Origin of the sequence: Halorubrum sp. T3, from assembly GCF_000296615.1 — an archaeon.
GTDB classification, from domain to species: domain Archaea; phylum Halobacteriota; class Halobacteria; order Halobacteriales; family Haloferacaceae; genus Halorubrum; species Halorubrum ruber.
Map to the genome: position 1 here is coordinate 641,281 of NZ_JH815329.1, position 22,390 is coordinate 663,670.

Below are 22,390 nucleotides of genomic sequence, written 5' to 3' on the forward strand. Positions count from 1 at the left end.
CGCTACTCGTCGAACTGCGCTCGAAGCTCGGGCGGCAGGGAGTCGACGACCTCGTCGCCGGGGAACCGCCTGATCGACTCGGCGGTGATGTCGGCGTAGTAGCGGTACTTGGTCTTGGTCTCCTCCTCGCCCCAGTCGCTGCCCATGTAGGCCAGCACGTCGGCGTCCGGGGACAGGAGCCGGCCGTCCATTCCCCCGGGGGTGACGTAGGCGTGTTCGACCTCGCCGAAGTAGTAGGTGCAGTCCATGAACTCGAACGACTCCATCACCGAACACTCGATGTTGCCGGCGGCGTCGGCCAACAGCGGCACGTCGACCGACTGCCCCGGCACCGTCTCCATGTCCAGGTGCTCGATCTTGTCGATGTCTCGGCCGCTGACCATGCCCGACAGTGTCAGTGCGTCGATCATCTCCATCGAGGGCGAGGCCAGCACGAACTCCCCGCTCTCCTCGATGAGTTCGTGCGTCAGCGTCTTGTGACTCACGGCAAGGAGATAGCGAAACGGGTTGTAGCCGGCCAGCATCCACCACGAGGCCGTCATGAGGTTCGGACCTCGCTCCTCGCCCTCGGAGACGACCAACGCAACCACTTTCGGCTTGAAGAGGGCGGTGGAATCGTACTCGGATATCTCGTCGAACGCGTCGGTGGGATCGGTTGCCATTAGCTGTCCATTCGATTGCGGATACAAATACGTCTGCGGAACGGTCCGACGCGGACGGCGGCGGTCGGGACCGCGAGCGACCGTCGACCGCTCGCGACGGGGCGCCGAAACCGCGACGGGGCGCCGAAACCGCGACGAATGGCCGCTACTCGCCTTCGACGACGTCTTTGACGTTCTCGAAGTACGTCGTGATGTCCCGGTTGACGATCGGCCGGAGGATCCGCGGGCTCATCGTGCCGACGCCGCCGCTGATCGACACCTCGGCGGTGTACGCCAGTTCGGCCCTTCCGTCGTCGGTCGGCTGGATCTCCATCCCCGCGAGGATGTCGAAGTCGCTGCCGGTCTTCGAGTCGAACGCCGTCGCGCTCGTCACCACGGTGTCGGGGGGGTCCATCTCGACGAACTCCGCCTCTCCCGACAGCGAGACGGTGAGGTGGCTCACCCCGCGCGTGATCTCGACGGTGTACTTCCGCTCGGAGACGCGCTCGATCGACTCCGCGCCCGGGACGCACTCCGTCAGCGTCTCCGGGTCAGAAATCGTCGACCACAGCTCCTCGGGAGTCGTTTCGACGGCCACCGCGTCCGAGAACGTCAGCGTCCCGTCCGCCTCGGCGTCGGTCTCCGCGCCGCTTTCGCCCCGTTCGTCCGCGTCGACCGGCTTCGCGTCGGCTGACTTCGCGTCGACCGGCTCCGCGTCGGCCGATTCGGTAGCGTTCCCGCCGGATGACTGCGTGTTGTCGTGGTTCATGACTGTGAGTTCGGTATAAAAATCGGTCTCGGCACCGCGTCGGCGGCCTTACAGCTCGATGATCGTGAACTGGTTCGACGCGATGCCGACGTTGTAGTAGTTGGCGTCGCCGTTGGTGACGACGACCTCGTAGCCGTAGGACGCGGGCGCCAGATCCGCGGTGTCGAGCGTGCCGGACCACTGCGGTTCGGAGTCCTCGCCGCCCTCGTTCCACGACAGCTCGATCGGGTCGAACGCGCCGTCGGTCGACTCGATAGTCACGGCGTCGAGGGTGTCGCTGCCGACGATCTCGCCGCTCGAGCCGTCGTAGACGCCGATGACGAACGTGACGTCCATGTCCTGCGTGAACTGGCGCTCGGGGGCGCAGCTCCCGACGAAGTTCGTCCCCTCGGGCGCCTGATTGTTCCACCACGTCTCGGTCGTGACGACGTAGTTGGTCGGGTTCGACTGCTCGATGACCTCGAAGGAGTCCTCGAGGATGCCGACCGTCTGGTAGCTGGCGTCGCCGTTGCTGACCTCGACCGTGTACGAGTACGAACCGGTCTCGATGTCCTCCGGCAGGACGAACGAGCCGCCCCACTCCTCGGCCGGGTTCTCCTCGTCGTCGCCGGCCCAGCCCAGCTCGACCTCCTGGACCCCCTCGACGTTGACGACGACGCTACCGAGGTCCTCGTCGGTGAGCTGATCGCCCGTCTCGGGGTCGAAGATGCCCACGTAGAAGACGACCTGCATCCCCGGCACGAAGCGCCGACTCGCCGAACACGCCGAGATGAAACCCGCGGTTTCGGGCACGCCCTCGGACCCTGCGCCGGTCTCGGCGGTCACGACGAAGTTCTGCGCGTCGGCGGAGCCGTCGCCCCCGTCGCCGCCGTCGTCGCCGTCGTCGCCGCCCATACAGCCCGCCAGTCCGACGGTCGCCCACGTCGCGGCGCCGGTGGCTAACAGCCGGCGGCGCGTCGTCGTCGCCGTTTCCGAGTCGCCGGTGCTCGTCTGTCGGGAGTCTGGCCTCTCAGCTCGTCGTCCATTAGGCTCCATACGTCGACCAACCTAGCCGACGTACATAAATCGCCCCCCGATTCATAGAAACCGGAAAATCGGTCTCTGTATTTATATACCACGGAACACAAACGCGACAGCATGGACCGAGACCAGCACATCGAATCGACCGACACCACCTCCGACGAGCCGTCAGAATCGACCGACTCGTCGGTGTCGCGGCGCCGGCTGGTCGCGGCGGGCGCGGCGACGTGGGCCTCCGTCAGCCTCGCGGGCTGTACGTACATCACGGACCCGGGCGTCGAGTCCGACGACGACGGCCCGACGGTCACCAACGAGACGACGACCACCGGCAACACGAGCAACGGGACGACCAACGAGTCGGACGGGAACGAATCGAGCGGCGGCGACTCGGGCGAAGAATGCGCCAGCATCGGCCGGTTCTCGGCCGGGATGGAGGTCGGCCTCCACGTCGGCATCTTCGACCCCGACACCGGCGACCCGCTGGGCGCCGACGCCATCGACTCGGTCGTCGTCGAATTCCCCGAGGCGGACTACGGCCCCCTCGAACTCAACTGGGAGGGCGCCCACGAGGCGTACGACAGAGCGACGTGGGGGTCGAAGATCGAGACCGCCTTGGACACGGACCCGGGCGAGTACGAGTACGAGGTCCACATCGAGGGCGGCGAGGAGACCGACATCTCCACCACGGTCAGGAACCAGTTCACCATCGTGTAGTCGCTTCCGACGGTGTCGGTCTCGGACAGGTCGCCCGGAACGCCGGTCGGACGACCGCCGTTCCGTGCCCGCTTCCGTTCGTCGACGACGCGACGAGCCCCCGCCGTCGCAGGGTCGTCCCCGTCGAGAACACGGAACGTTTATCAGAGCCGTTTGGCCTACGTGTAGATGCGTTCGGCCGCGAACGCGTCGCCGCGCGCCGGTGGTCTAGTGGTAGGACCTGAGCCTTCCAAGCTCATGGCCCGGGTTCAAATCCCGGCCGGCGCACTCACTTCGTTCGTGCGCCGCCCGTACTCCCACTCGCTCGCTTCGCTCGCTCGCGGGAGTCCCGGCCGGCGCATTTTCTGACTGACTCCGTCAGTCAGCGTCCGCTTCGCTCCGCTCAGCGGACTCTCGAACGTAGTGAGAGAAATCGCCGCGGGATTTGAATCCCATCAGCCGCGCGCAGCGAGCGAAGCGAGCGAGCACGTCTGATTCCGGTTCAAATCCCGGCCGGCGCACTCCCTGCGGTTGTGCGCCGGCCGACCTCCCGCTCGCTCGCTGCGCTCGTCCGCGGGATTCCCGGCCGGCGATTTTCCTCGCTTCGCTCGGAAAATACTGTGTCGGAGTTGAACTTCCTCAGCCGCACTCGCAAGAGTCCTCCGGGTAGGTTCCTCGATTCCCGAAAAATTCGGAATCGATCAGTCGTCGTCCGCGGCCGGCGGCTCGGCGTTCTCGGTCTCGGCCGACTCGCGCGGCCCGCCGGCGTGCCCCTCGTGAGCGACGGCGGTCGCCATGAGGTGCGGCGGGATGGCGGGCACCTCATCGTCGTCGACGGGCCCGTCGCGCGCGATCTCCTCGGTCGAGCGCGGGAACTCGCGGATCTCCTTGTGGATCGCGAGGCCGGCCTTCGCGCCCTGCCCCATCGCGACCGGGACCTGGTTGTGGCCGGGCGTGATGTCGCCGACCGCGAACACGCCGTCCTCGCTGGTGCGGCCGTGGTCGTCGACGTCGATGGTGCCGTCGTCGTTGAGGTCGCAGCCGAGCCCCTCGGCGAGGACGGTGTTGTAGTCGGAACCGTACATCGCGAAGCCGCCGCGGTACTCGCGGCGCGTGCCGTCCTCGAACTCCAGCGCCTCCAGCCAGCCGGAGTCGGGGTCGTTCTCGACGCCGGAGACCTCCTCGCGGACGACGTCGACCGGGTGCGCCTCCAGCTGCGCGGCGGTCTCCTCGCTCCACGTCGGCTCCCCGCCGCGGGTCAGCAGGTCCACGTCGTCGGTCATGTTCAGCATGATCATCGCGACGTGGGCGGCGGCCTCGCCGTGACCCATCACGTACACCGGCTCGTCGACGAACATGTAGGCGTCGCAGTGGAGGCAGTAGTGGAGCCCCTTTCCCGTCCGCGGGAGCGGCGGGTCCGGGCGCTCGTCGGAGAAGCCGGTCCCGAGGACGACGCGGTCCGCGAGGATCTCGGCGTCGTTCGTCGAGAGTCGGAACCGGTCGTCGTCGGTGCGCTCGACGTCGGTGACGAAGCCGCGCTCGAACGTCCCGCCGTACGACTCCACCTGCTCGCGGCCGGTCGCGAGGAACTCGTTGCCGGAGACCTCCTCGGTGACCCCGATCACGTTGTGCGTGTCGGCCATCATCGCCGCGCGCCCGCCGCCCCGGTCGATCAGCACCGTCTCGTGGCCCAGTCGGGCCCCGTACAGCGCGGTCGTCAGCCCGGCCGGCCCGCCGCCGACCACCGCGATCTCGTACTCGTCGTCGGACGAACTCATTATCCGTAGTACGAGGTGCGCCGGTTTAAATGGAGCCGTGGTGTGCGCGGCCGGCGACCAGCCACGAACGCCCGCGCAAATCCGCGGTCACCGTCGGGCTCGGTTCCCGTTCACGCCCCGAGGAGGTAGAATTCGAGGAACAGCATCATGATCGGCAACAGCACCGACGCGGCGAGCCTGACGAAGATGTCGACCTGAAGCGGGTACAGGCGAACGTTGTTGTAGTCGTCGTACTTCCGTCGAATCCGCTGTAGTTCGAGCTGTTTCTGGATCCGCTGCTGCTCGTCGCCCTCGGCGGCCTCCAACTCCGCGTTGACCGCGTCGGAACGCCGACGGAGCCCGTCGAGGATCTCCTCTCTGAGCTCCGCCGCCTTCCGGTTGATTTTCAGCGTCGGGTAGACGAAGCTCCCGAGGACGGTGACGACGTAGAACCCGAGAATGGCCAGTATCCAGATCTCGCGTCCGGAACCCGCGGCCAGCTGGAATCCGAGCGGGAAAAAGAGCGACGCGGTCGAGTAGAGCAGCGTCGTCCGGATCGCGCAGTAGCCGACGTTGCTCAGCCCGCCGAGCTGATCGGGATGGAGCGGCTGTATCTCGAAGTCCAGGCCGGCGATCTCGCGGATCATCAGGATCGTCGTCAGCGGTCCGACGAACCCCGGTCCGCCGAGGACGACGCCGATATACGCCGCGTAGACGTACGTCAGCCAGAGGAACGGCTCGCCGCCGCCCGACATCCCCATCTCCGTGAGGATCGGGGTCCCGGCCCACGCGATCACCAGGACGAACACGCCCCACAGTACCGACGCGAGCGGGCGCGGTTCCGCAAAAAACCCGTTGTATTTCTTCGCGATTTCCGTGAGCCGCTCCTGATCGGTGTTGAGCTCGCGGAACCGGTCGAAGAACTCCGGTAGGACCACCTGGTCATACATCCAGATGAAAAACGGAGCGAGATTCACCCAGAGGAGCGCGAGCGACCACGTGACCGCGAAGCTCGGCGTCAGGTACTCCCAGCGCGTCAGGAGGTACGCTCCCCAGACCAGGTCCCAGACGAGCCCGAACTTGACCATCCCGCTCAGGAGGGGGCCCGCTCCGGAAATGGGGAGGCCGGCGTTACACTGTCTCGAAACCCAGTGAGAGTCGTAGTTGAACTCGAGTTCGTCGACGCTCGCTTCCAGCACGTTCATTGCGTGCCGGTCGTCCCGTACTCCCAGCGGTCGGTGTACGACTTGTACAGCCGGTCGAGCATTCCCCGGTCGGAGACCAGACGGGACGCGACCAGCGGCCGTTTCGCCACTCGTCGAATCACCCGCGCTGGGGAGCGCGTGACGTCCTCTATCGAGAGCCCCTCCAGCGATTCGGCGACCGCGGCTAAGAGGTCTGGGTCCTCGTGTTCCACCCACGCCCCCCGCATGAGTCGCGCTAACCGGTATTCGGACTTCATCGCGTCGTAGAGCCGGTCCGGGTACCGCTCCGGAGTCCCCTCCTCGATGAGGTCGCACAGCAGGTACGCGGACCGGATCCCCTGACAGATCCCCTCGCCCTGATACCGGTTCGCGACGCCGGCCGCGTCGCCGACGCGAAAGACGTTGTCGTTCGGGTCGTACACCTGCTTCGGGTCGAGACTCGGTCCCCGAGGGATCGTGTAGATGTTCACGTCGTCCGGGTCGGGGGCGGGGAAGCCGTTCCGCTCGGCGGCCTCACGCAGCGCGGCCATGTAGTCGTCGGGGCGCTCGTCGCCCGCCCACCCGATCCCGACGTTGGCTCGCGTGTCCGACTTGGGGAACGACCACGCGTACCCGATGTACCCCTCGAAAAAGATCCGCGGCCACGACTCGTACCCGCTGAAGTCGCCGTCGACGGTCGCGTTCAGCGCGACCATGTCGCCGGTGTACGACTCGGTCTCTCCGCGCGCCTTGAGCGAGAGCGCGGGCTGGCCGGTGGCGTCGATCACGTAGTCGAACTCGTCGACGATCTCTCGGTACCGCGTCGGTGTCACCGAGGCCCCCGTCTCGAACGTGACGCCGCGCTCCGCGAGCCGCTCGGCCCACCGCCGCTCCACGATGTCTCGCTCACAGATGTACCCCGGCTCACAGGACAGGTTGGCGGTGCCGATCGGCGGTTCGGTCCGGGGTCGGTCCGGCCCGGAGTGGACGCGCAGCTGGAACCCGTCCACGTCGTTGACGAACCCGTTCTCCGGCGTCTTCTCCAGCGGCACCAGCGACGTGTCGTTGATCGCCTCGCCGCAGTTGACGCGCTTCTCGTCGTACTCCTGTCGCTCGAACACGGTGACCTCATCCACCTTGTCGACGTCTGAGAGCCCGTGAGCGGCTGCGAGCCCCGAAACGGCCCCGCCGAGGACGGCGGCATCGTACCCTTCCACACTCATGTCTGTCGCATGTGAGGTTGAGAATATTATATTTACTGCCTCTCCGAACGCCGCGGCGATCTGTCTTCGCCTTCCCTCGCGGAGACGCGGTTGCTCCGAAATGAGACCGACCGCGTGTCCGGAGATTTATGTCTGCGTGTCGCGTCCGCCCGGTCAGTGCCTTCCCGTCTCGCCCTCGCCGTCGGCCTCCTGCTCGTCGGCATCGCGGCCGACGTGGGAACGACGTACGTCGCCCTCACAGGGAGCGAGTACGTCGAGGGGTCGCCCGTCGGTCGCCTGTTCATCTCGCGGTTCGGGCTCCTCGGCGGGATGCTCCTCACGAAGGTCGTCGGCATGGCCGTCATCGGGCTCCCGGTCGCGGTCGCCGGCGGCACGCGCCGGTTCGTCGCGACCCTGATGTGCGCCGGCGTCGGCGCCCTCTCGCTGGCGGTCGCCGCGCGGAACCTCCTGTTCATCGCGGGGTTGTGGCCGTGAGCCTCGCCTCGCGGTACACCGGGTGACTGCGGCGCCGATCTCGGCGCCGACCTCGACCGCCGCGACCCCAGCCGTTTTGCGTCGCCGGCGACAGGCGAACGTATGTCACGCCAGTCCGCTCCGGCCCCGTCCCCGCCGGAGACCAAGCGGGAGGTCGTCACGGAGACGCTCCACGGAGTCGACGTCGAGGACCCGTATCGGTGGCTCGAAGGCGACGACGAGGCGGTCCGCGAGTGGGTCGACGCGCAGAACGCCCACGTCGACGAGGCGCTCGACGACGACCTGCGGGACCGGCTCCGACCCCGCTTCGAGGACCTCGTTGAGGTGGCCGACTACGGCCCGATCGCCGTCCGCGAGGGGCGGTACTTCGCGACGGTCCGCGAGCCGGGCGCCGACCACGCTCGCCTCGTCGCCCGCGACGCCCCGGACGGCGCGGACCGCGTCCTCGTCGACCCGAACGCGTGGGCGGCGAACCGCGACGAGGACGCTCGGCCTAAGTCGATGGCGTGGTACGTCCCCTCGCACGACGGCGAGCGCGTCGCGGTCGGCGTCACCGAGGGCGGCGACGAGAACTACGACGTCCGGGTGCTCTCGGTGCCCGACCCGAGCGAGGGGCACTCGGGCTCCGAGGCGGGGGAGTCCGACTCCGACACGGCCGAGGGCTACGGTGCGGGCGTCGAGGAGGTCGCGGTCCTCCCCGAGCGCGGCCGGGTCAACGCCGGGAGCCTCGCGTGGGAGGCGGACGGCGACGGGTTCGTCTACGTCGCCACCGGCGGCGCGGCCGACGGCGCGCAGATGGACAAGGAGATCCGCCGGTTCCGGCTCGCGGACGGCCCGGACGATGAGGAAGTTCTGTTGGAACACGACGACCAGCACGTCTGGCCGCGGGTGACGGTGGACCTCGACTCGGGGCTGCTCGCGGTCGCCTTCTCCGAGATGGTCGGCGGCACCGAGTGGTACGTCCACGTCGACGGGGAGCTCCGACCCGTCCTGACCGATACCGACGCCGAGACGTCGGTCCGGTTCCACGGCGGGACGGCGTTCATTTCGACGGACCACGGCGCGCCGCGGCGGCGGCTGCTCGCCTGCTCCGTCGACCGCTTCCGCGAGGGCGACCTCTCGTTCGAGGAGTGCCGCGAGGTGCTCCCCGGCGGCGAGGGGATCATCCAGTCGGTCGTGCCGACCCCGGATCGCCTCATCGTCCACCGCCAGCGGGACGCCCACTCCCGGCTCTCGGTCCACGACCGCGACGGGACGCACCTGCGCGACGTGTCGCTGCCGTCGTACTGCTCCGTCACGTGGGTCTCCGGGGCCCGCGACGCGCCGGAGGCGTTCTTCGGGCTCACCGGCTTCGACCGCCCGCCGGCGGTCCGCGGACTCGACCTCGACGACGGATCGGGAGTCGGAGGGGACGAGTCGGACGGCGCGCCGGAACTCGCATCGACGGAGCTCGACTCGGTCGACATTTCGGTCCCCGACGACCTCGTCGTCGAGCAGCGCTTCGTCGACTCGACCGACGGCGCCGAGGTGCCCGTCTTCGTCTGCTACCGCGAGGAGGTGAACGTCGATGGCCCGCGCCCGACGCTGCTGTACGGCTACGGCGGATTCCGCAACAGCATCACGCCCTCGTTCGGCCGGTTCCGGCTGCCGTTCCTCGCCGACGGCGGCGCGTTCGCGGCGGTGTGCGCCCGCGGCGGGTACGAGTACGGCGAGCCGTGGCACGAGGCCGGCATGCTGGCCGACAAGCAGCACACGTTCGACGACTTCATTGCCGCGGGCGAGGCGCTCTGCGAGTCGGGGCTCACCGACACCGACCACCTCGCGGTCGCCGGCGGGTCGAACGGGGGGCTCTCGGTCGGCGCGGTCGTCACCCAGCGCCCGGACCTGTGGGCGGCCGCGCAGTGCGCGGTCCCCCTGCTCGACATGCTCCGGTTCCACCGGTTCCTGCTCGGCGAGTCGTGGACGACCGAGTACGGCCACCCGGAGGACCCGGAGGCGTTCGAGTACCTCCGCGCGTACTCCCCGTACCACAACGTCGACCCCGAGGCGACCTACCCGCCAGTCTACTTCACCACGGCCGCGAGCGACACGCGCGTCCACCCCTCGCACGCCCGGAAGATGACCGCGCAACTCCAGAACGAGGCCGCGGGCGGGCCGTTCCTGCTGCGGACCAAGGGCGAGACCGGCCACGGCGTCGGCAAGCCTGCGTCGATGATCGTCGACGAGCAGACGGACTCGTGGGCGTTCCTCTACGAGCAGTTGGGCGTGGAGGTCGGAGGCGGCGGCGTCGACTCCGACGAGGACGACGCCCTCGACGACGACTGACCTACTTCCCCTCGTAGAGGCGCTCCGCGGTCGTCTCGGGGAGATCCGCTTCGCGGACCGCCTCGGCGACGCGGTCGACGTCGTACGCCACGCGGTGGGTCTCGACCGCGTCGGTCCCGTCGGCGGTCGTGTCGAGGACTGCGTAGCCGGCCCGCGGGTCGCCGTCGCGCGGCTGGCCGACGCTGCCCGGATTGAGCACGAATCCGCCGGCCACCCCCCGGAGTCCCTGAACGTGGGTGTGGCCGAGGACGATACCGTCGTACTCGCCCATGTGGCGGTCGAGGTTGGGGAACTCCTCCGGGTAGACGTAGGCGTCCTCGCGCTCGGCCGCGGGGTGCGAGTGGACGAGCAGGTACCGGTCGCCGGCGAACGTCTCCGCGCGCGGGAGGCCGCCGATCCACTCGCGCTGGTCGGCCGAGAGGGACGCCTTCGCGTGTTCGAGGCCCGCCTCGGCCATCCGGTTGGCGCCGTAGCGCTCCGGGGTCTCGACGGTGCGGTCGTGGTTCCCGCGCACCGTCGCGGCCGCGACGTCGCGCACGCGCTCGACGCACTCGGCGGGCCAGGGGTTGTAGCCGACCACGTCGCCGGCGCAGTAGATCCGGTCGACTGCGGGCATGTCGTCGAGCACCGTCTCCAGCGCGGGGAGATTCGCGTGGATGTCCGAGATGAGGCCGATCTTCATCGGGTGATTGTTCGACCGGCGGGAGGGAATAGATTGTGGCGAGAGGATTCGTTGGACGGCTGACCGGGTCGTGGGGGCTTCGCGAGAGATTTAAATATGGGTCCGCGGTGGCGCGTGCCTCCGAGTGGCCGCCTTCGGCGGCCGCGAGGAGCGCGCGCGAGGGAGTCGATGGTCCGGAGCGAAGCGGAGGACCATCGACGAGGCTGGGGAGGTGAGAGGTGCGGGGCGGTGCGGGGCGGGACTCGAAGGGGCAGTCGCGAGGGCGGCGCAGGCGACGTAAGCACTGGAGGGAGTGAGCGAAGCGAACGACCGAAGCGCGCAGCGAGCGTGCGCCGCCCTCGCGACTGGGGCTTCGGCGGTGTTCCCTGTCGAGACGCAGTCAGGTGTTTATAAGCAAACGACTGGGGCTTCGGCGGTGTTCACCGCCGATCCGTATTCGATTATTTATAAGCGAGCGACTGAGAATTCGGAAGTATCCACCGCCGATTCTTACGCTTTGACCTTCTCGCGGAAGCGCTCGCGGACCTTCTCCACCTTGGGCTGGGCGTGCATCGTACAGTAGGCGTCGGCCGGGTTCTTTTCGAAGTAGTCCTGGTGTTTCTCCTCGGCGCGGTAGAACGTCTCCAGCGGCTCGATCTCCGTGACGACATCGTCGTCGTAGCCGCCCTCCTCGTCGAGCGCCACGACGTAGTTCTCTACGACCTGCCGCTGCTCGTCGTCGTGGTAGAGTACGATCGACCGGTACTGGCTCCCCACGTCCGGGCCCTGCCGGTTCAGCTGCGTCGGGTCGTGGACGGTGAAGAAGATCTCCAGGATGTCCTCGTAGGAGAGGGCGCCGGGGTCGTACTCGACCTGAACGACCTCCGCGTGGCCGGTGTTGCCGGAACACACCTCGCGGTAGGTGGGGTCGTCGGCGTGGCCGCCGGCGTAGCCGGAGGTGACGCTCTCGACGCCGTCGAGCTCCTTGAACGCCGCCTCGACGCACCAGAAGCAGCCGCCGCCGACCGTCGCGGTCTCGGTGTCTGTCATAGAGGCGTGTTGGCGTCGCAGACGTATTAATCACGCGTGGCACGAGACGTGAGCGTTGACTTGTTCGACTGTTTATGAGCCGTCGGTACTGGATCGACGACGGAGACCTCCAAAGCCCCAGTCGGCGAGGCGGCCGCACGCTCGCTGCGGTCCTCGGTCGCTCGCGCTGCTCGCTCCCTGTGGTCCTTGCGTCGCCTGCGCCCGCCTCGCCGACTGCCCCTTTGAGTCCCCCCCGACCGCTACCGCACCGCAGCCTCACACCTCCCCAGCCTCGCGGTTCGTTCGGGACTCCCTGCGGTCGTCCCTCACTCACCGCGCCCCTCGCGCGTGCCTGCGAGCGGCCGTCAGGCCGCTCGCAGGCACGCGCCACCGCGGTCCATTTATAAGCGATCGTCCGCCCAACCAGCTCCAGTCTCCGAACGCGTTCGCCCGGCAACCCTGCGGTCGAACGGTAGACCTTTGCCGCCTCCCGCGTCAGGTCCGGTATGGTCTCGCTGGGACTGGTGGTGGCGCGGTTCAACGACTCCGTCACGGAGCCGATGGCCGAGGCCGCCCGTGAGGCGGCCGCCGACCGCGACGCCGTCGTTGTCGACGAACTGAGCGTGCCGGGCGCGTACGACAGCCCGCTGGCCGCCGACCGGCTGGCGCGCCGAGACGACGTCGACGCCGTCGCGGTCGTCGGCGCCATCGTCACCGGCGACACCGACCACGACCGCGTCATCGCGAACGCGACCGCCGAGAAGCTCACGCAGGTGAGCCTCGACCGGGACACCCCGGTCACCTTCGGCGTGAGCGGCCCCGGGATGTCCGGCGCGGAGGCGCGCGAGCGGATCGACAAGGGCGCGGACGCGGCCGCGGCCGCGATCGACCTCGCCGAGGAACTCGACTGACAGACACGAGCCGACCACACACACCACACATGAGCGACGCATACGACTTCTCGGAGCGGATCGGACGCGTAGAGCCCAGCGCGACGCTGGCGATATCGAACCTCGCGGCGGAGAAGGAGGCGGAGGGCGCGGACATCGTCGACCTCTCGGTCGGCGAGCCCGACTTCGACACCCCGGAGAACGTCGTCGAGGCCGGCAAAGACGCCCTCGACGCCGGACACACGGGGTACACCTCCTCGAACGGCGTGCCCGAACTCAAGGAAGCGATCGCGGAGAAACTGCGCGGCAACGGCGTCGACGCCGACGCCGACGAGGTGATCGTCACCCCCGGCGGCAAGCAGGCGCTGTACGAGACGTTCCAGACGCTGATCGACGACGGCGACGAAGTCGTCCTGCTGGACCCGGCGTGGGTCTCCTACGAGGCGATGGCGAAGCTCGCCGGCGCCGACCTCTCGCGCGTCGACCTCGCGCCGCACGGCTTCCAGTTAGAGCCCGCGCTCGACGAGCTCGCGGAGACGATCTCGGACGACACCGCGCTGCTCGTCGTCAACTCCCCGTCGAACCCCACGGGCGCCGTCTTCTCCGAGGCCGCCTTAGAGGGCGTCCGCGACCTCGCCGTGGAGCACGACGTCGCCGTCATCTCCGATGAGATCTACGAACGCATCACGTACGGCGTCGAGCCGACCTCGCTCGCGAGCCTCGACGGGATGGCGGACCGCACCGTCACGATTAACGGCTTCTCGAAGGCGTACTCGATGACCGGCTGGCGGCTCGGCTACCTCCACGCGACCGAGGAGTTCGTCGGCGAGGCGGGGAAGCTCCACTCCCACTCCGTCTCCTGTGCGACGAACTTCGTCCAGCGCGCGGGGATCGAGGCCCTCGAAAACACCGAGGAGTCGGTCGAGGAGATGCGCGACGCGTTCGAGTCCCGCCGCGACCTCCTCGTCGACCTGTTCGACGAACACGGCGTCGATGTCGACGTCGGCGACGGCGCCTTCTACATGATGATCCCGGTCGACGACGACGACCAGGCGTGGTGCGAGCGCGCCATCGAGGAGGCGTCGGTCGCCTGCGTCCCCGGCAGCGCGTTCAACGCGGACGGCTTCGCGCGGATCTCCTACGCCGCGAGCGAGGAGCGCCTCCGCGAGGCGGTCGACCGCCTCGTGGCGAACGACCTGTTGTAGCTCGTGGCAAACGACCTGTTGTAGCTCGTCGCGTCGACCGCGCGGCCCCGACCCCGACGCTCCCGCCGGGTTCGCTCCGCCGCCAACGTTTTGTGTCAGCTCGGCGAAATTCGCACGGACCACACCATGTACCAGACAATCCTCTACCCGACTGACGGAAGCGAGGGATCGGCGGCCGTCGCCGACCACGTCCGGGAGCTCGCGGCCGCGTTCGACGCGACCGTCCACGTCCTGTACGTCGTCGACGCGCGAGGCGCCAACTACGGACTGAGCGGCGCCTTCCTGACGGACGAGGGGTCGGGCGTCCAGGCCGATCCGGCCCCGGACGACGACAGCGGCATGGTCGGCGAGGGCACCGACGCGGCGGCGACGCGGTCGGCGCTCGTCGAGCGCGGCGAGGAGATCGTCGAGGCCGCGGCCGCGGCGCTCCGCGACGGCGAGGCGCCGCCGGAGACGCTCACCGCCGTCGAAACGGGCACGCCGCACTCGGCGATCTTGGAGTACGCCGACGAGAACGACGTCGACCTCGTGGTGATGGGAACCCACGGTCGGACCGGCGTCGAGCGGTACCTGCTCGGCAGCGTCGCGGAGAAGGTCGTCCGGCTCGCGGACGTGCCGGTGACGACGGTCCGAGCGGACGAGGACGAGTGACGACGGTGCGGGCGGACGAGGGCGAGTGACGGCGGCCCGAGCGGACGACGGCGTCCGAGCAGGCGCCGACGCTCGGTCCGACGGCTCGGGCCCGCCGGGCGACGGCTTTTCCGGCTTCGCCGACCACGCTCTCCCATGAGCGACTCGGAGCGAACGGCGATCGGCGACGACGTTCGTGAGACCCTCCTCGACCGCGTGACCAGTCAGAGCGCCACGGTCGGCGCGAGCGTCCCCGACGAGATCGAGGTCGACGGGACCGCGCTCGACCTCTCCGCGTTCATCGTCGAGACGCGGAAGGTCGACGCCGTCCCGCCCGCGCTCGACCGGAAAGTGACGGCCGCGCGCGACGCCCTCCGCGCGGAGCGGGAGCGGCGGCTCGACCGGTTGGAGACGGAGCCGATCGACCGGGAGACGGCCGAGGCGCTCGCCGAGGAGGTGATCGGTATCGACCGCGCGCTGAACGCCTTAGAGGGGATCCGCCGTCCGGGGTTCGCCGACGAACACCACGCCGACACGCTGGCGGGCCACGAGCGCTGGCTCGCGTTCGTCGACCAAGTGCGGTGAGCCGTCGCCGGGCCGACGCCGTTCCTCCGCTGGGACGACGCCGCCCCCCGCCGGGACGCCACCGGTCCCTCGTCGGCCCCCTTCCGAAACCCTTACTCGCCGCCCGCGTGGTACGTTCGGGTATGAGCGACACCGCAGCGTCGGACGACGGCGAGACCGCCGTCGACGCCGAGGAGGTCAGACACGTCGCCGACCTCGCGCGGGTGCGGCTCGCCGACGACGAGGTCGACGAGTTCGCGGCGCAGTTCGGCGACATCTTGGAGTACTTCGCGGCGCTCGACGAGGTCCCCGAGACCGAGCGCGAGGAGGAACTCGTCAACGTGATGCGCCCGGACGAAATCGAGGAGGGGCTCACGCAGGAGGAGGCGCTCGCGAACGCCGAGGAGACGGAGGACGGCTTCTTCGTCGGGCCGAAGGTGTCGTAGATGGCGGCCGACATCAACGCCTTCGTCACGGAGGAGACGATCGAGGGCGACGCCGACACCGAAGGCCCCCTCGCGGGGCGGACGGTGGCAGTCAAGGACAACATCTCCACCGCGGGGATCCGGACGACCTGCGGATCCAAGATGCTCGCCGACTACGTCCCGCCCTACTCCGCCACCGTCGTCGACCGACTGACCGAGGCGGGTGCGACGGTCGTCGGCAAGACGAACATGGACGAGTTCGGGATGGGGACGACGACGGAGACCTCCGCGTTCGGCCCCACCAAGAACCCGGTCGACACCGACCGCGTCCCGGGCGGCTCCTCCGGGGGCTCCGCGGCCGCGGTCGCGGCGGGCGAGGCCGACGTGGCGCTCGGCTCCGACACCGGCGGGTCGGTGCGCTGCCCGGCCGCCTTCTGCGGGGTCGTCGGGATCAAGCCGACCTACGGACTCGTCTCCCGGTACGGGCTCATCGCGTACGCGAACTCCCTCGAACAGATCGGGCCGATCGCGGGCACCGTCGAGGAGGCGGCCGCCGCGCTCGACGTCATCGCCGGCGACGACCCGAACGACGGGACGACGCGCGAGCTCGCCGAGGTCGACGGCGCCGACCCCGACGCGAGCTACGCTGCGGCCGCCGACGGCGACGTGGATGGCCTCACTGTGGGAGTCCCCACGGAGCTGTTCGAGGGCGCCGACGAGCGCGTCGTCGAGACGGTCGAGGCCGCGATCGACGACCTCGAAGCGCAGGGCGCCGAGACGACCGGGATCTCGCTTCCCTCCGTCGAACACGCCGTTCAGGCGTACTACGTGATCGCGATGGCGGAGGCCTCCTCGAACCTCGCGCGCTTCGACGGCGTGCGGTACGGGAACCGCGCCGAGTCGGACGGCAACTGGAACGAGTCGTTCGCGGAGACGCGCGAGGAGGGGTTCGGCGCGGAGGTCAAGCGCCGGATCCTGCTCGGCACGTACGCGCTCTCGGCCGGCTACCACGACAAGTACTACGAGAAGGCGCAGGACGCCCGCGCCTGGGTCCGGCAGGACTTCGAGGACGCGTTCGACGACGTCGACGTGATCGCGTCGCCGACGATGCCGGTCCTCCCCTTCGAGCTCGGCGAGAGCCTCGACGACCCGCTGCGGATGTACCTCGCGGACGCGAACACGACCCCCGTCAACCTCGCGAACCTGCCCGCGATCTCGGTGCCCGCCGGCGAGGCCGACGGGCTCCCAGTCGGGCTCCAGCTCGTCGGGCCGAAGTTCGGCGAGGAGACGATCGTCCGCGCCGCGAGCGCGGTCGAGGAGCGATGAGCCTCACCGACGAGGAACGCGGGCGGCTCGCGGACGTGGTCCGCCTCCAGCCGACGAAGAACGGCGAGCTGCAGGACGCCTGGGAGATGGAGAGCGGCAGCGAGGTCCACGGCTACCTGGAGAACCACCTGAAGGAGTACTACTACCGCGACGACGACAGCCTGATCCGCGCGACGGCGGAGGCGAACGACCTCGTCGATGTCGAGCCCGGGATCGAGCCCGACGCGGTCGCGAAGGGCGGTGTCCCCGAGACGATCCGCGTCCCGGAGCTGGCGTCGCAGGTCGTGGACGTGCTTGCCGGCCCCGACGAGCGCTCGCAGTCGGTCGTCAGCGTGCTCAACGCCGTTCGCGAGGCGTTCGACGCCGAGCCCGAGGTGGACGCGGTGCGGCGCGCGCTCCGCAGCCTCGAACGCAAGAACGTCGTCGAGGTCGTCTACCGCACCGTGCCGACGTTCCGGCTCGCGGTCGAGCGCGACGAGATCACGGTCGAGATCGAAGAGTAGGCGTCCGCGACGCCCCGGCGAGCACGACGCCTCCGCTCGTCGACACGATTTTGTACCGCGACGGAGACCGTCACGCCGATGGCCGACGACGAGACCCTCCGCGAGCGGTTCCGCCGCAACGCGAGCGGCATCGCCGCCATGGTGGTGACCGGGACGTGGCTGGCGGCGATGTTCCTCGACGCTGGGTGGTGGCTCCCGTTCATGCTGTTCGGGTACATCGTGATCGTCCCGATCGTCTCGATGCTGTTCGACGAGGAGGAGGCGGAGTCCGTTCACGTCGAGTCGGAGTCGGGCTCGGTCCGCGTCGAGCGCGGGAAGACGGTGGAGCGCGACGAGGCGACCGAGGACACGACGGACGCCTTGGAGCGGCTGCGGACCCGCTACGCGAACGGCGACCTCACGGACGAGCAGTTCGAGCGGAAGCTGGATCGGCTGCTGGAGACCGAGACACCCGAGGACGCGGCCGAGTGGGCCCAGCGTAACCGAGATGCGCGGCAGGACCGCGGGGCGGGACGGGAGCGCGACGTCGAGCGGGAGCAGTGAGGCTGGGCGCCGAGCCGCTTCGGCGCGGCCGAACCTCAAGCTTCAATGCGCGCGGCCGACTCGACCGCGTATGAGCGACCAGGAACTGCGGAAGGAGGCCCACGACCTCGACGTCACCGTTTGGGTCGGCAAGAAGGGCGTCGACGCGGTCGTCGACGAAACGTCCGACCAGCTCGACGACGCAAAGCTCGTGAAGGTGAAGTTCCTCCGCGCGGCCCGCGGCGGGACATCAACCGAGGAGCTCGCGGAAGAGCTTGCCGAGGCGGTCGGCGCCGACCTGATCGAGACCCGCGGGAACACGGCGGTGCTGCACTGATGGGCGCTCCCGCGGGAACGTTCGGCCCCCTCGCCATCGCGGGGACGCTGGAACCGTACCTCGGCCCGGTGACCGGGATCGTCGTCGACGCCGCGATCTTCCTCGCGGTCGTCGTCGCGACGTACGTCATTTATAAATCGGTCGTCACGTCGCTCCTCCGCCGGGTGTTCGACAGGCAGGGGCTCGACGAGCACGCGCGGCGTCCGCTCCAGAAGATCGTGGCGTTCCTCGTGCTGTTCGCGGGCGTTACCGTCGCATTCGGCGCGGCGGGCTACCAGGGGTTCCTGCGCTCGCTGGCGACGATCGCGGCCGCGGCGACGCTCGCGATCGGCTTCGCCTTACAGGACGTGATCAAGAACTTCGTCGCGGGCGTCTTCATTTATACGGACAAGCCGTTCCGCATCGGTGACTGGATCGAGTGGAACGACAACTCGGGGGTCGTCGAGGACATCTCCTTCCGGGTCACCCGGGTCCGCACGTTCGACAACGAGCTGCTCACGGTGCCGAACCACGCCCTGACGAGCGACGTGGTGAAGAACCCGGTCGCGAAGAAGACGCTCCGCCTGAAGTTCGTCTTCGGCATCGACTACGAGGACGACGTCGAGAAGGCGAGCGAGATCATCGTCGAGGAGGCCGAGAAGAGCGACGCGATCTTAGCCGACCCCGCGCCCTCGGTCCGGCTCACGGAGCTGGCCGACTCCTACGTCGGCCTCCAGTCGCGGATCTGGATCGACGACCCCTCGCGAGCCGACTTCGTGAAGGCGCGCGCCGACTACGTGAAGGCCGTCAAGGCGCGCTTCGACGAGGAGGGGATCTCGATCCCCTTCCCGCAGCGGACCGTCTCGGGGCGCAACGAGTGGACGGACCCATCCTCGTTCGGCGGGGGCGACTGAATCGAGCGGCCGCACCCGACGGCGAGTCGTCGGCCGCCCCGACGCGGCCCGCGTCGTCCGTGCGGCGATAGTAACGAACTTGAGGGCTCGGTAACTGGGTGTGCCCATGCACGTGGTCGTCATCGGGGCCGGCGAGGTCGGGACGAGCATCGCCGCGAGTCTCGCGTCGGACCACGAGGTCGTCGTCGTCGACGTCGACCCGGACCGGGCGGAACAGCTCAAGTACGAACTCGACGTGCTCACCATCGCCGGCGACGGCACGTCCTCCGAGATCCAGTCGGCCGCCGAAGTCGACCGCGCGGACATGGTCATCGCCTGTACCGACGACGACCAGACGAACCTCGTCGCCTGCGGCACCGCGAAGACGCTCGGCGACGGGTTCACGATCGCCCGCGTGAAGAGCACCGACTTCCTCCGCACCTGGCAGGGCAACGAGGGCGCCTTCGGCGTCGACTTCATGGTGTGTACCGACCTCCTGACCGCGGAGAACATCGTCCGCGTCATCGGCCTCCCGGCCGCGGTCGACGTCGACCCGTTCGCCGGCGGCCTCGTCCAGATGGCGGAGTTCGAGATCGCGGCGGGGAGCCCCGTCGCCGAACAGACCGTCTCGGAGGCCGACCGCTTCGAGTCGCTCACGTTCGTCGGGCTGTTCCGCGACGGCGAGATGACTATCCCGCGCGGGGACACCGACATCGCCGTCGGCGATCGCGCGGTGGTGATCGGGAGCCCCGAGAGCGTCCAGTCGTTCGCGACCGACGTCGCGCCGGAGACGACCCCGGACCGCGCCGACGAGATCGTCGTCGTCGGCGGCAGCGAGATCGGCTACCAGACCGCCCGGCTGCTTGAGGAGCGCGACTTCAAGCCGCGGCTGATAGAGCGGGACGCCGACCGCGCGCGGTGGCTCGCGGAGAACCTCCCGAACACCGTCGTGATGGAACACGACGCCACCGACACCGAGTTCCTCTCCCGGGAGCACGTCGACGAGGCCGACATCGTCGTCACCGCGCTCCGCTCGGACGAGAAGAACCTCCTCATCTCCGTGCTCGCCAAGCGGCTCGGCGTCGACCGCGTGATCGCCGTCGTCGACAGCCCGGACTACGTCACCGTCTTCGAGGAGATCGGCATCGACATCGCGATCAACCCCCGCACCGTGACCGCCGAGGAGATCACCCGGTTCACCTACGAGAGCGTCGCGGAGAACATCGCGGTGCTGGAGAACGACCAGGCGGAGGTCCTCGAGCTCGAACTCACCGAGGGGTGCGGGCTCGTCGGGCGACCCATCTCGGAGGTCGTCGCCGAGAGCGAGGCGCGGTTCGTCATCGGCGCGATCACGCGCGACCACCGGCTGGTCACCCCCCGCGGGGACACCGTGCTTCAAGCGGGCGACCACGTGATCCTCCTCGTGGAGTCGGAGTCGGTGGGCGAGATCGCGTCGATGGCCTGAGAAACTCGTGAACACCAAGATCCGAGTCGGGTGGCGGGCGAGCGTGGGGCTCACCGGCGACGTCCTCGCCGCGCTCTCCGTTCCCCTGTCCTTCCCCCTCCTCATCGCGCTCTACTACGGGGAATCGCCGCTGCCCTTCGTCGCGGCGATCGCCGTCTCGCTCGCGCTCGGCGCGGCGTTCCGGTCGGTCCAGGACCCGTCGGTCAACCTCGGGCCCCGGGAGGCGTTCCTCGCGGTGGCGCTGATCTGGTTCCTCGTCGCCGCGGTCGGCGCGATCCCGTTCGTCGTCGCGGGCGTGGGCACCGTCGCGCACCCGGTGAACGCCATGTTCGAGGCGATGAGCGGGCTGACGACGACCGGCGCGACCGTGTTGCGCGACTTCTCGCTCCACGCGAAGTCCGTCATGATGTGGCGGCAGGTGATCCAGTGGCTCGGCGGACTGGGGATCCTGATCTTGGCGACCGCGGTCCTCTCCGAGATCGGGGTGGGTGGCGCGCAGCTGATGGAGTCGGAGTCGCAGACGCAGGACGTCAACAAGCTCACGCCGAAGATCTCGCAGACCGCGCAGCTGATCTGGGGGATCTACTTCGGGCTCACGGGGCTCGCGATCGCCGTCTACTTCCTGCTCGGACTCGCGGTCGACCCGCAGATGGACCTGTACAACGCGGTCGCCCACGCGTTCACGTCGGTCGCGACCGCCGGGTTCTCGCCGGAGCCGCTCTCGGTCGGCGCGTTCCACCCGCTCATCCAGTGGGCGGTCGTCCCGTTCATGGTGATCGGCTCGACCAGCTTCGTGCTCATCTACTTCGCCATCAACGGCGAGCCGATGCGCCTGCTGCGAAACGAGGAGTTCCACTTCTACCTCGGCGCGATGGGGACGCTCGCGTCGGTCGTCGCGCTCGGCCTGTTCCTCGACCCCAGCACGACCTTCGGCGCCGAGGGAACGGTGCGTCACGCCGTGTTCAACGTCGCCTCCATCGTGACGACGACGGGGTACGCCAGCACCGATTACGTACAGTGGGCGCCCGCCGCGAAGCACATGCTGTTCATGGGGATGTTCGTCGGGGGAATGGTCGGGTCGACCACCTGCTCGATCAAGTCGCTGCGGTGGCTGGTCGCGCTGAAGTCGTTCCGCCGGAACCTCTACACCGCGATCCACCCGGAGTCCGTCCGGCCGGTCCGGATCTCGGGGAAGCCGATCGACGAGGGCGCGATCCGCGACATCTACGCGTACCTCCTCCTCAGCATCGTGATCTTCTTTCTGCTCGCCATCGTCATCGTCGTCGACGCCGAGCGAGGGAACGCCACCGTGACGGAGTTCGAGGCGCTCGGCGCCGCGGCGACCACGTTCCTCAACATCGGGCCGGCGTTCGGCGACGCGGGTCCGTACGGAACGTTCGCGACGTTCCCGCTGAGCACCCGCGCCGTGATGATCGTCCTGATGTGGATCGGCCGGATAGAGATCATCCCGGTCCTCGTGCTGTTCACGAAGGCGTTCTGGACGTCGTAGCATCCCTCGGCGGCCGAGTTTCGAGCGACGGAGTCGGCGTCGATATAACTTCATTTTTAAATTGGATTCTCAAACCGAATGCCTTGTAGGCGATCGATGCCGGGAGTAGGTATCACACAGTTGTGGAGTGGTCGTTTATAAATAATCGAGCCGTGCTGCTGTTGGCGGTTTATGAGTTGCTGACGGCTCTGTGGTGGCAATTTTCAAAGCCCCAGCCGCTCGGCTGTACGACACTACAGTTTATAAACTGCTCATCGATCGCCAACACCTCCAAAGCCCCAGCCGGGAGGACGCCGCACACTCGCTGCGCTCCTCGCTCGCGTTGCTCGCTGCGGTGCTTACGTCGTCTGCGGCGTCCTCCCGGC

The 22,390-nt window shown here is 68.7% G+C and carries 23 protein-coding genes and 1 tRNA gene; 16 read left to right on the plus strand and 8 right to left on the minus strand.

Features of this window, described 5'->3' with window-relative positions:
* Positions 1-2 precede the first annotated feature (2 nt).
* The 3 genes from B378_RS0105355 to B378_RS0105365 all read right to left on the minus strand — a co-directional run bounded on the left by B378_RS0105355 (position 3) and on the right by B378_RS0105365 (position 2,445).
* Positions 3-662, minus strand: coding sequence for a flavin reductase family protein (locus tag B378_RS0105355; RefSeq protein WP_017342789.1), 660 nt, complete (start codon positions 660-662; stop codon positions 3-5).
* Between the two features lie 145 nt (positions 663-807).
* Complete coding sequence (locus B378_RS0105360; RefSeq protein ID WP_017342790.1) at positions 808-1,410, minus strand: CoxG family protein; 603 nt, start codon at positions 1,408-1,410, stop codon at positions 808-810.
* Positions 1,411-1,458: 48 nt separating this feature from the next.
* The gene (locus B378_RS0105365; RefSeq protein ID WP_017342791.1) at positions 1,459-2,445 is read right to left on the minus strand and encodes a hypothetical protein; all 987 of its coding nucleotides are present in this window, start codon (positions 2,443-2,445) and stop codon (positions 1,459-1,461) included.
* A 102-nt stretch (positions 2,446-2,547) separates the two neighbouring features.
* Here B378_RS0105365 and B378_RS0105370 point away from each other — a divergent pair, with 102 nt between their 5' ends.
* Both B378_RS0105370 and B378_RS0105375 read left to right on the plus strand, forming a co-directional pair.
* Positions 2,548-3,144 carry a hypothetical protein gene (locus B378_RS0105370; RefSeq protein WP_017342792.1) on the plus strand — a complete coding sequence of 199 codons (597 nt, stop codon included), beginning with the start codon at positions 2,548-2,550 and terminating at the stop codon, positions 3,142-3,144.
* Between the two features lie 196 nt (positions 3,145-3,340).
* A tRNA-Gly gene (locus B378_RS0105375) sits at positions 3,341-3,411 on the plus strand.
* A gap of 413 nt (positions 3,412-3,824) precedes the next feature.
* Here the strand turns inward: B378_RS0105375 and B378_RS0105380 are convergent.
* The 3 genes from B378_RS0105380 to B378_RS0105390 all read right to left on the minus strand — a co-directional run bounded on the left by B378_RS0105380 (position 3,825) and on the right by B378_RS0105390 (position 7,287).
* Entirely contained in the window at positions 3,825-4,901 is a 1,077-nt protein-coding gene (locus B378_RS0105380; RefSeq protein WP_017342793.1) for an NAD(P)/FAD-dependent oxidoreductase, read from the minus strand.
* A 110-nt stretch (positions 4,902-5,011) separates the two neighbouring features.
* The gene (locus B378_RS0105385) at positions 5,012-6,085 is read right to left on the minus strand and encodes a hypothetical protein (RefSeq protein WP_017342794.1); all 1,074 of its coding nucleotides are present in this window, start codon (positions 6,083-6,085) and stop codon (positions 5,012-5,014) included.
* A complete protein-coding gene (locus B378_RS0105390; protein ID WP_017342795.1) occupies positions 6,082-7,287 on the minus strand; it encodes an NAD(P)/FAD-dependent oxidoreductase in 1,206 nt (401 codons plus the stop codon). The genes B378_RS0105385 and B378_RS0105390 overlap by 4 nt, the downstream gene beginning before the upstream one ends.
* Before the next feature lie 156 nt (positions 7,288-7,443).
* Here B378_RS0105390 and B378_RS0105395 point away from each other — a divergent pair, with 156 nt between their 5' ends.
* Complete coding sequence (locus tag B378_RS0105395; protein WP_017342796.1) at positions 7,444-7,761, plus strand: hypothetical protein; 318 nt, start codon at positions 7,444-7,446, stop codon at positions 7,759-7,761.
* A gap of 102 nt (positions 7,762-7,863) precedes the next feature.
* Positions 7,864-10,086, plus strand: a complete 2,223-nt coding sequence (locus tag B378_RS0105400; protein WP_017342797.1) for a prolyl oligopeptidase family protein — start codon at positions 7,864-7,866, stop codon at positions 10,084-10,086.
* Position 10,087: 1 nt separating this feature from the next.
* Here B378_RS0105400 and B378_RS0105405 read toward each other — a convergent pair whose 3' ends face one another.
* Together B378_RS0105405 and msrA are read right to left on the minus strand one after the other, a co-directional pair.
* Positions 10,088-10,768 carry a metallophosphoesterase gene (locus B378_RS0105405; protein ID WP_017342798.1) on the minus strand — a complete coding sequence of 227 codons (681 nt, stop codon included), beginning with the start codon at positions 10,766-10,768 and terminating at the stop codon, positions 10,088-10,090.
* A 489-nt stretch (positions 10,769-11,257) separates the two neighbouring features.
* Positions 11,258-11,797, minus strand: a complete 540-nt coding sequence (gene msrA / locus B378_RS0105410; protein WP_017342799.1) for a peptide-methionine (S)-S-oxide reductase MsrA — start codon at positions 11,795-11,797, stop codon at positions 11,258-11,260.
* Positions 11,798-12,282: 485 nt separating this feature from the next.
* On the opposite strand from msrA, the gene ribH reads away from it, so the two are divergent.
* The 12 genes from ribH (at position 12,283) to B378_RS0105470 (ending at position 22,025) form a co-directional block, all read left to right on the plus strand.
* Entirely contained in the window at positions 12,283-12,687 is a 405-nt protein-coding gene (ribH, locus tag B378_RS0105415; protein ID WP_017342800.1) for a 6,7-dimethyl-8-ribityllumazine synthase, read from the plus strand.
* Positions 12,688-12,716: 29 nt separating this feature from the next.
* Positions 12,717-13,871, plus strand: a complete 1,155-nt coding sequence (locus B378_RS0105420; RefSeq protein ID WP_017342801.1) for a pyridoxal phosphate-dependent aminotransferase — start codon at positions 12,717-12,719, stop codon at positions 13,869-13,871.
* A 126-nt stretch (positions 13,872-13,997) separates the two neighbouring features.
* On the plus strand, positions 13,998-14,522 hold the full coding sequence (locus B378_RS0105425) for a universal stress protein (RefSeq protein ID WP_017342802.1): 525 nt from the start codon (positions 13,998-14,000) through the stop codon (positions 14,520-14,522).
* Positions 14,523-14,657: 135 nt separating this feature from the next.
* Complete coding sequence (locus B378_RS0105430; RefSeq protein WP_017342803.1) at positions 14,658-15,086, plus strand: DUF5788 family protein; 429 nt, start codon at positions 14,658-14,660, stop codon at positions 15,084-15,086.
* Between the two features lie 122 nt (positions 15,087-15,208).
* The gene (gene gatC / locus B378_RS0105435) at positions 15,209-15,511 is read left to right on the plus strand and encodes an Asp-tRNA(Asn)/Glu-tRNA(Gln) amidotransferase subunit GatC (protein ID WP_017342804.1); all 303 of its coding nucleotides are present in this window, start codon (positions 15,209-15,211) and stop codon (positions 15,509-15,511) included.
* Entirely contained in the window at positions 15,512-16,816 is a 1,305-nt protein-coding gene (gene gatA / locus B378_RS0105440; RefSeq protein WP_017342805.1) for an Asp-tRNA(Asn)/Glu-tRNA(Gln) amidotransferase subunit GatA, read from the plus strand.
* Positions 16,813-17,319 carry a DUF5797 family protein gene (locus B378_RS0105445; RefSeq protein WP_017342806.1) on the plus strand — a complete coding sequence of 169 codons (507 nt, stop codon included), beginning with the start codon at positions 16,813-16,815 and terminating at the stop codon, positions 17,317-17,319. The genes gatA and B378_RS0105445 overlap by 4 nt, the downstream gene beginning before the upstream one ends.
* Positions 17,320-17,397: 78 nt before the next feature.
* Positions 17,398-17,862, plus strand: coding sequence for an SHOCT domain-containing protein (locus tag B378_RS0105450; protein WP_017342807.1), 465 nt, complete (start codon positions 17,398-17,400; stop codon positions 17,860-17,862).
* Between the two features lie 70 nt (positions 17,863-17,932).
* Positions 17,933-18,178, plus strand: a complete 246-nt coding sequence (locus tag B378_RS0105455; protein WP_017342808.1) for a YhbY family RNA-binding protein — start codon at positions 17,933-17,935, stop codon at positions 18,176-18,178.
* Positions 18,178-19,071: a mechanosensitive ion channel family protein gene (locus B378_RS0105460; RefSeq protein ID WP_017342809.1), complete on the plus strand. Its 894-nt coding sequence runs from the start codon at positions 18,178-18,180 to the stop codon at positions 19,069-19,071. Before B378_RS0105455 ends, B378_RS0105460 begins: the two co-directional genes overlap by 1 nt.
* A gap of 106 nt (positions 19,072-19,177) precedes the next feature.
* Positions 19,178-20,515: a Trk system potassium transporter TrkA gene (trkA, locus tag B378_RS0105465; protein ID WP_017342810.1), complete on the plus strand. Its 1,338-nt coding sequence runs from the start codon at positions 19,178-19,180 to the stop codon at positions 20,513-20,515.
* Between the two features lie 7 nt (positions 20,516-20,522).
* Positions 20,523-22,025 (plus strand): TrkH family potassium uptake protein, encoded by a 1,503-nt coding sequence (locus tag B378_RS0105470; RefSeq protein WP_017342811.1) that lies wholly within the window; start codon positions 20,523-20,525, stop codon positions 22,023-22,025.
* The last annotated feature ends 365 nt before the right edge of the window (positions 22,026-22,390 follow it).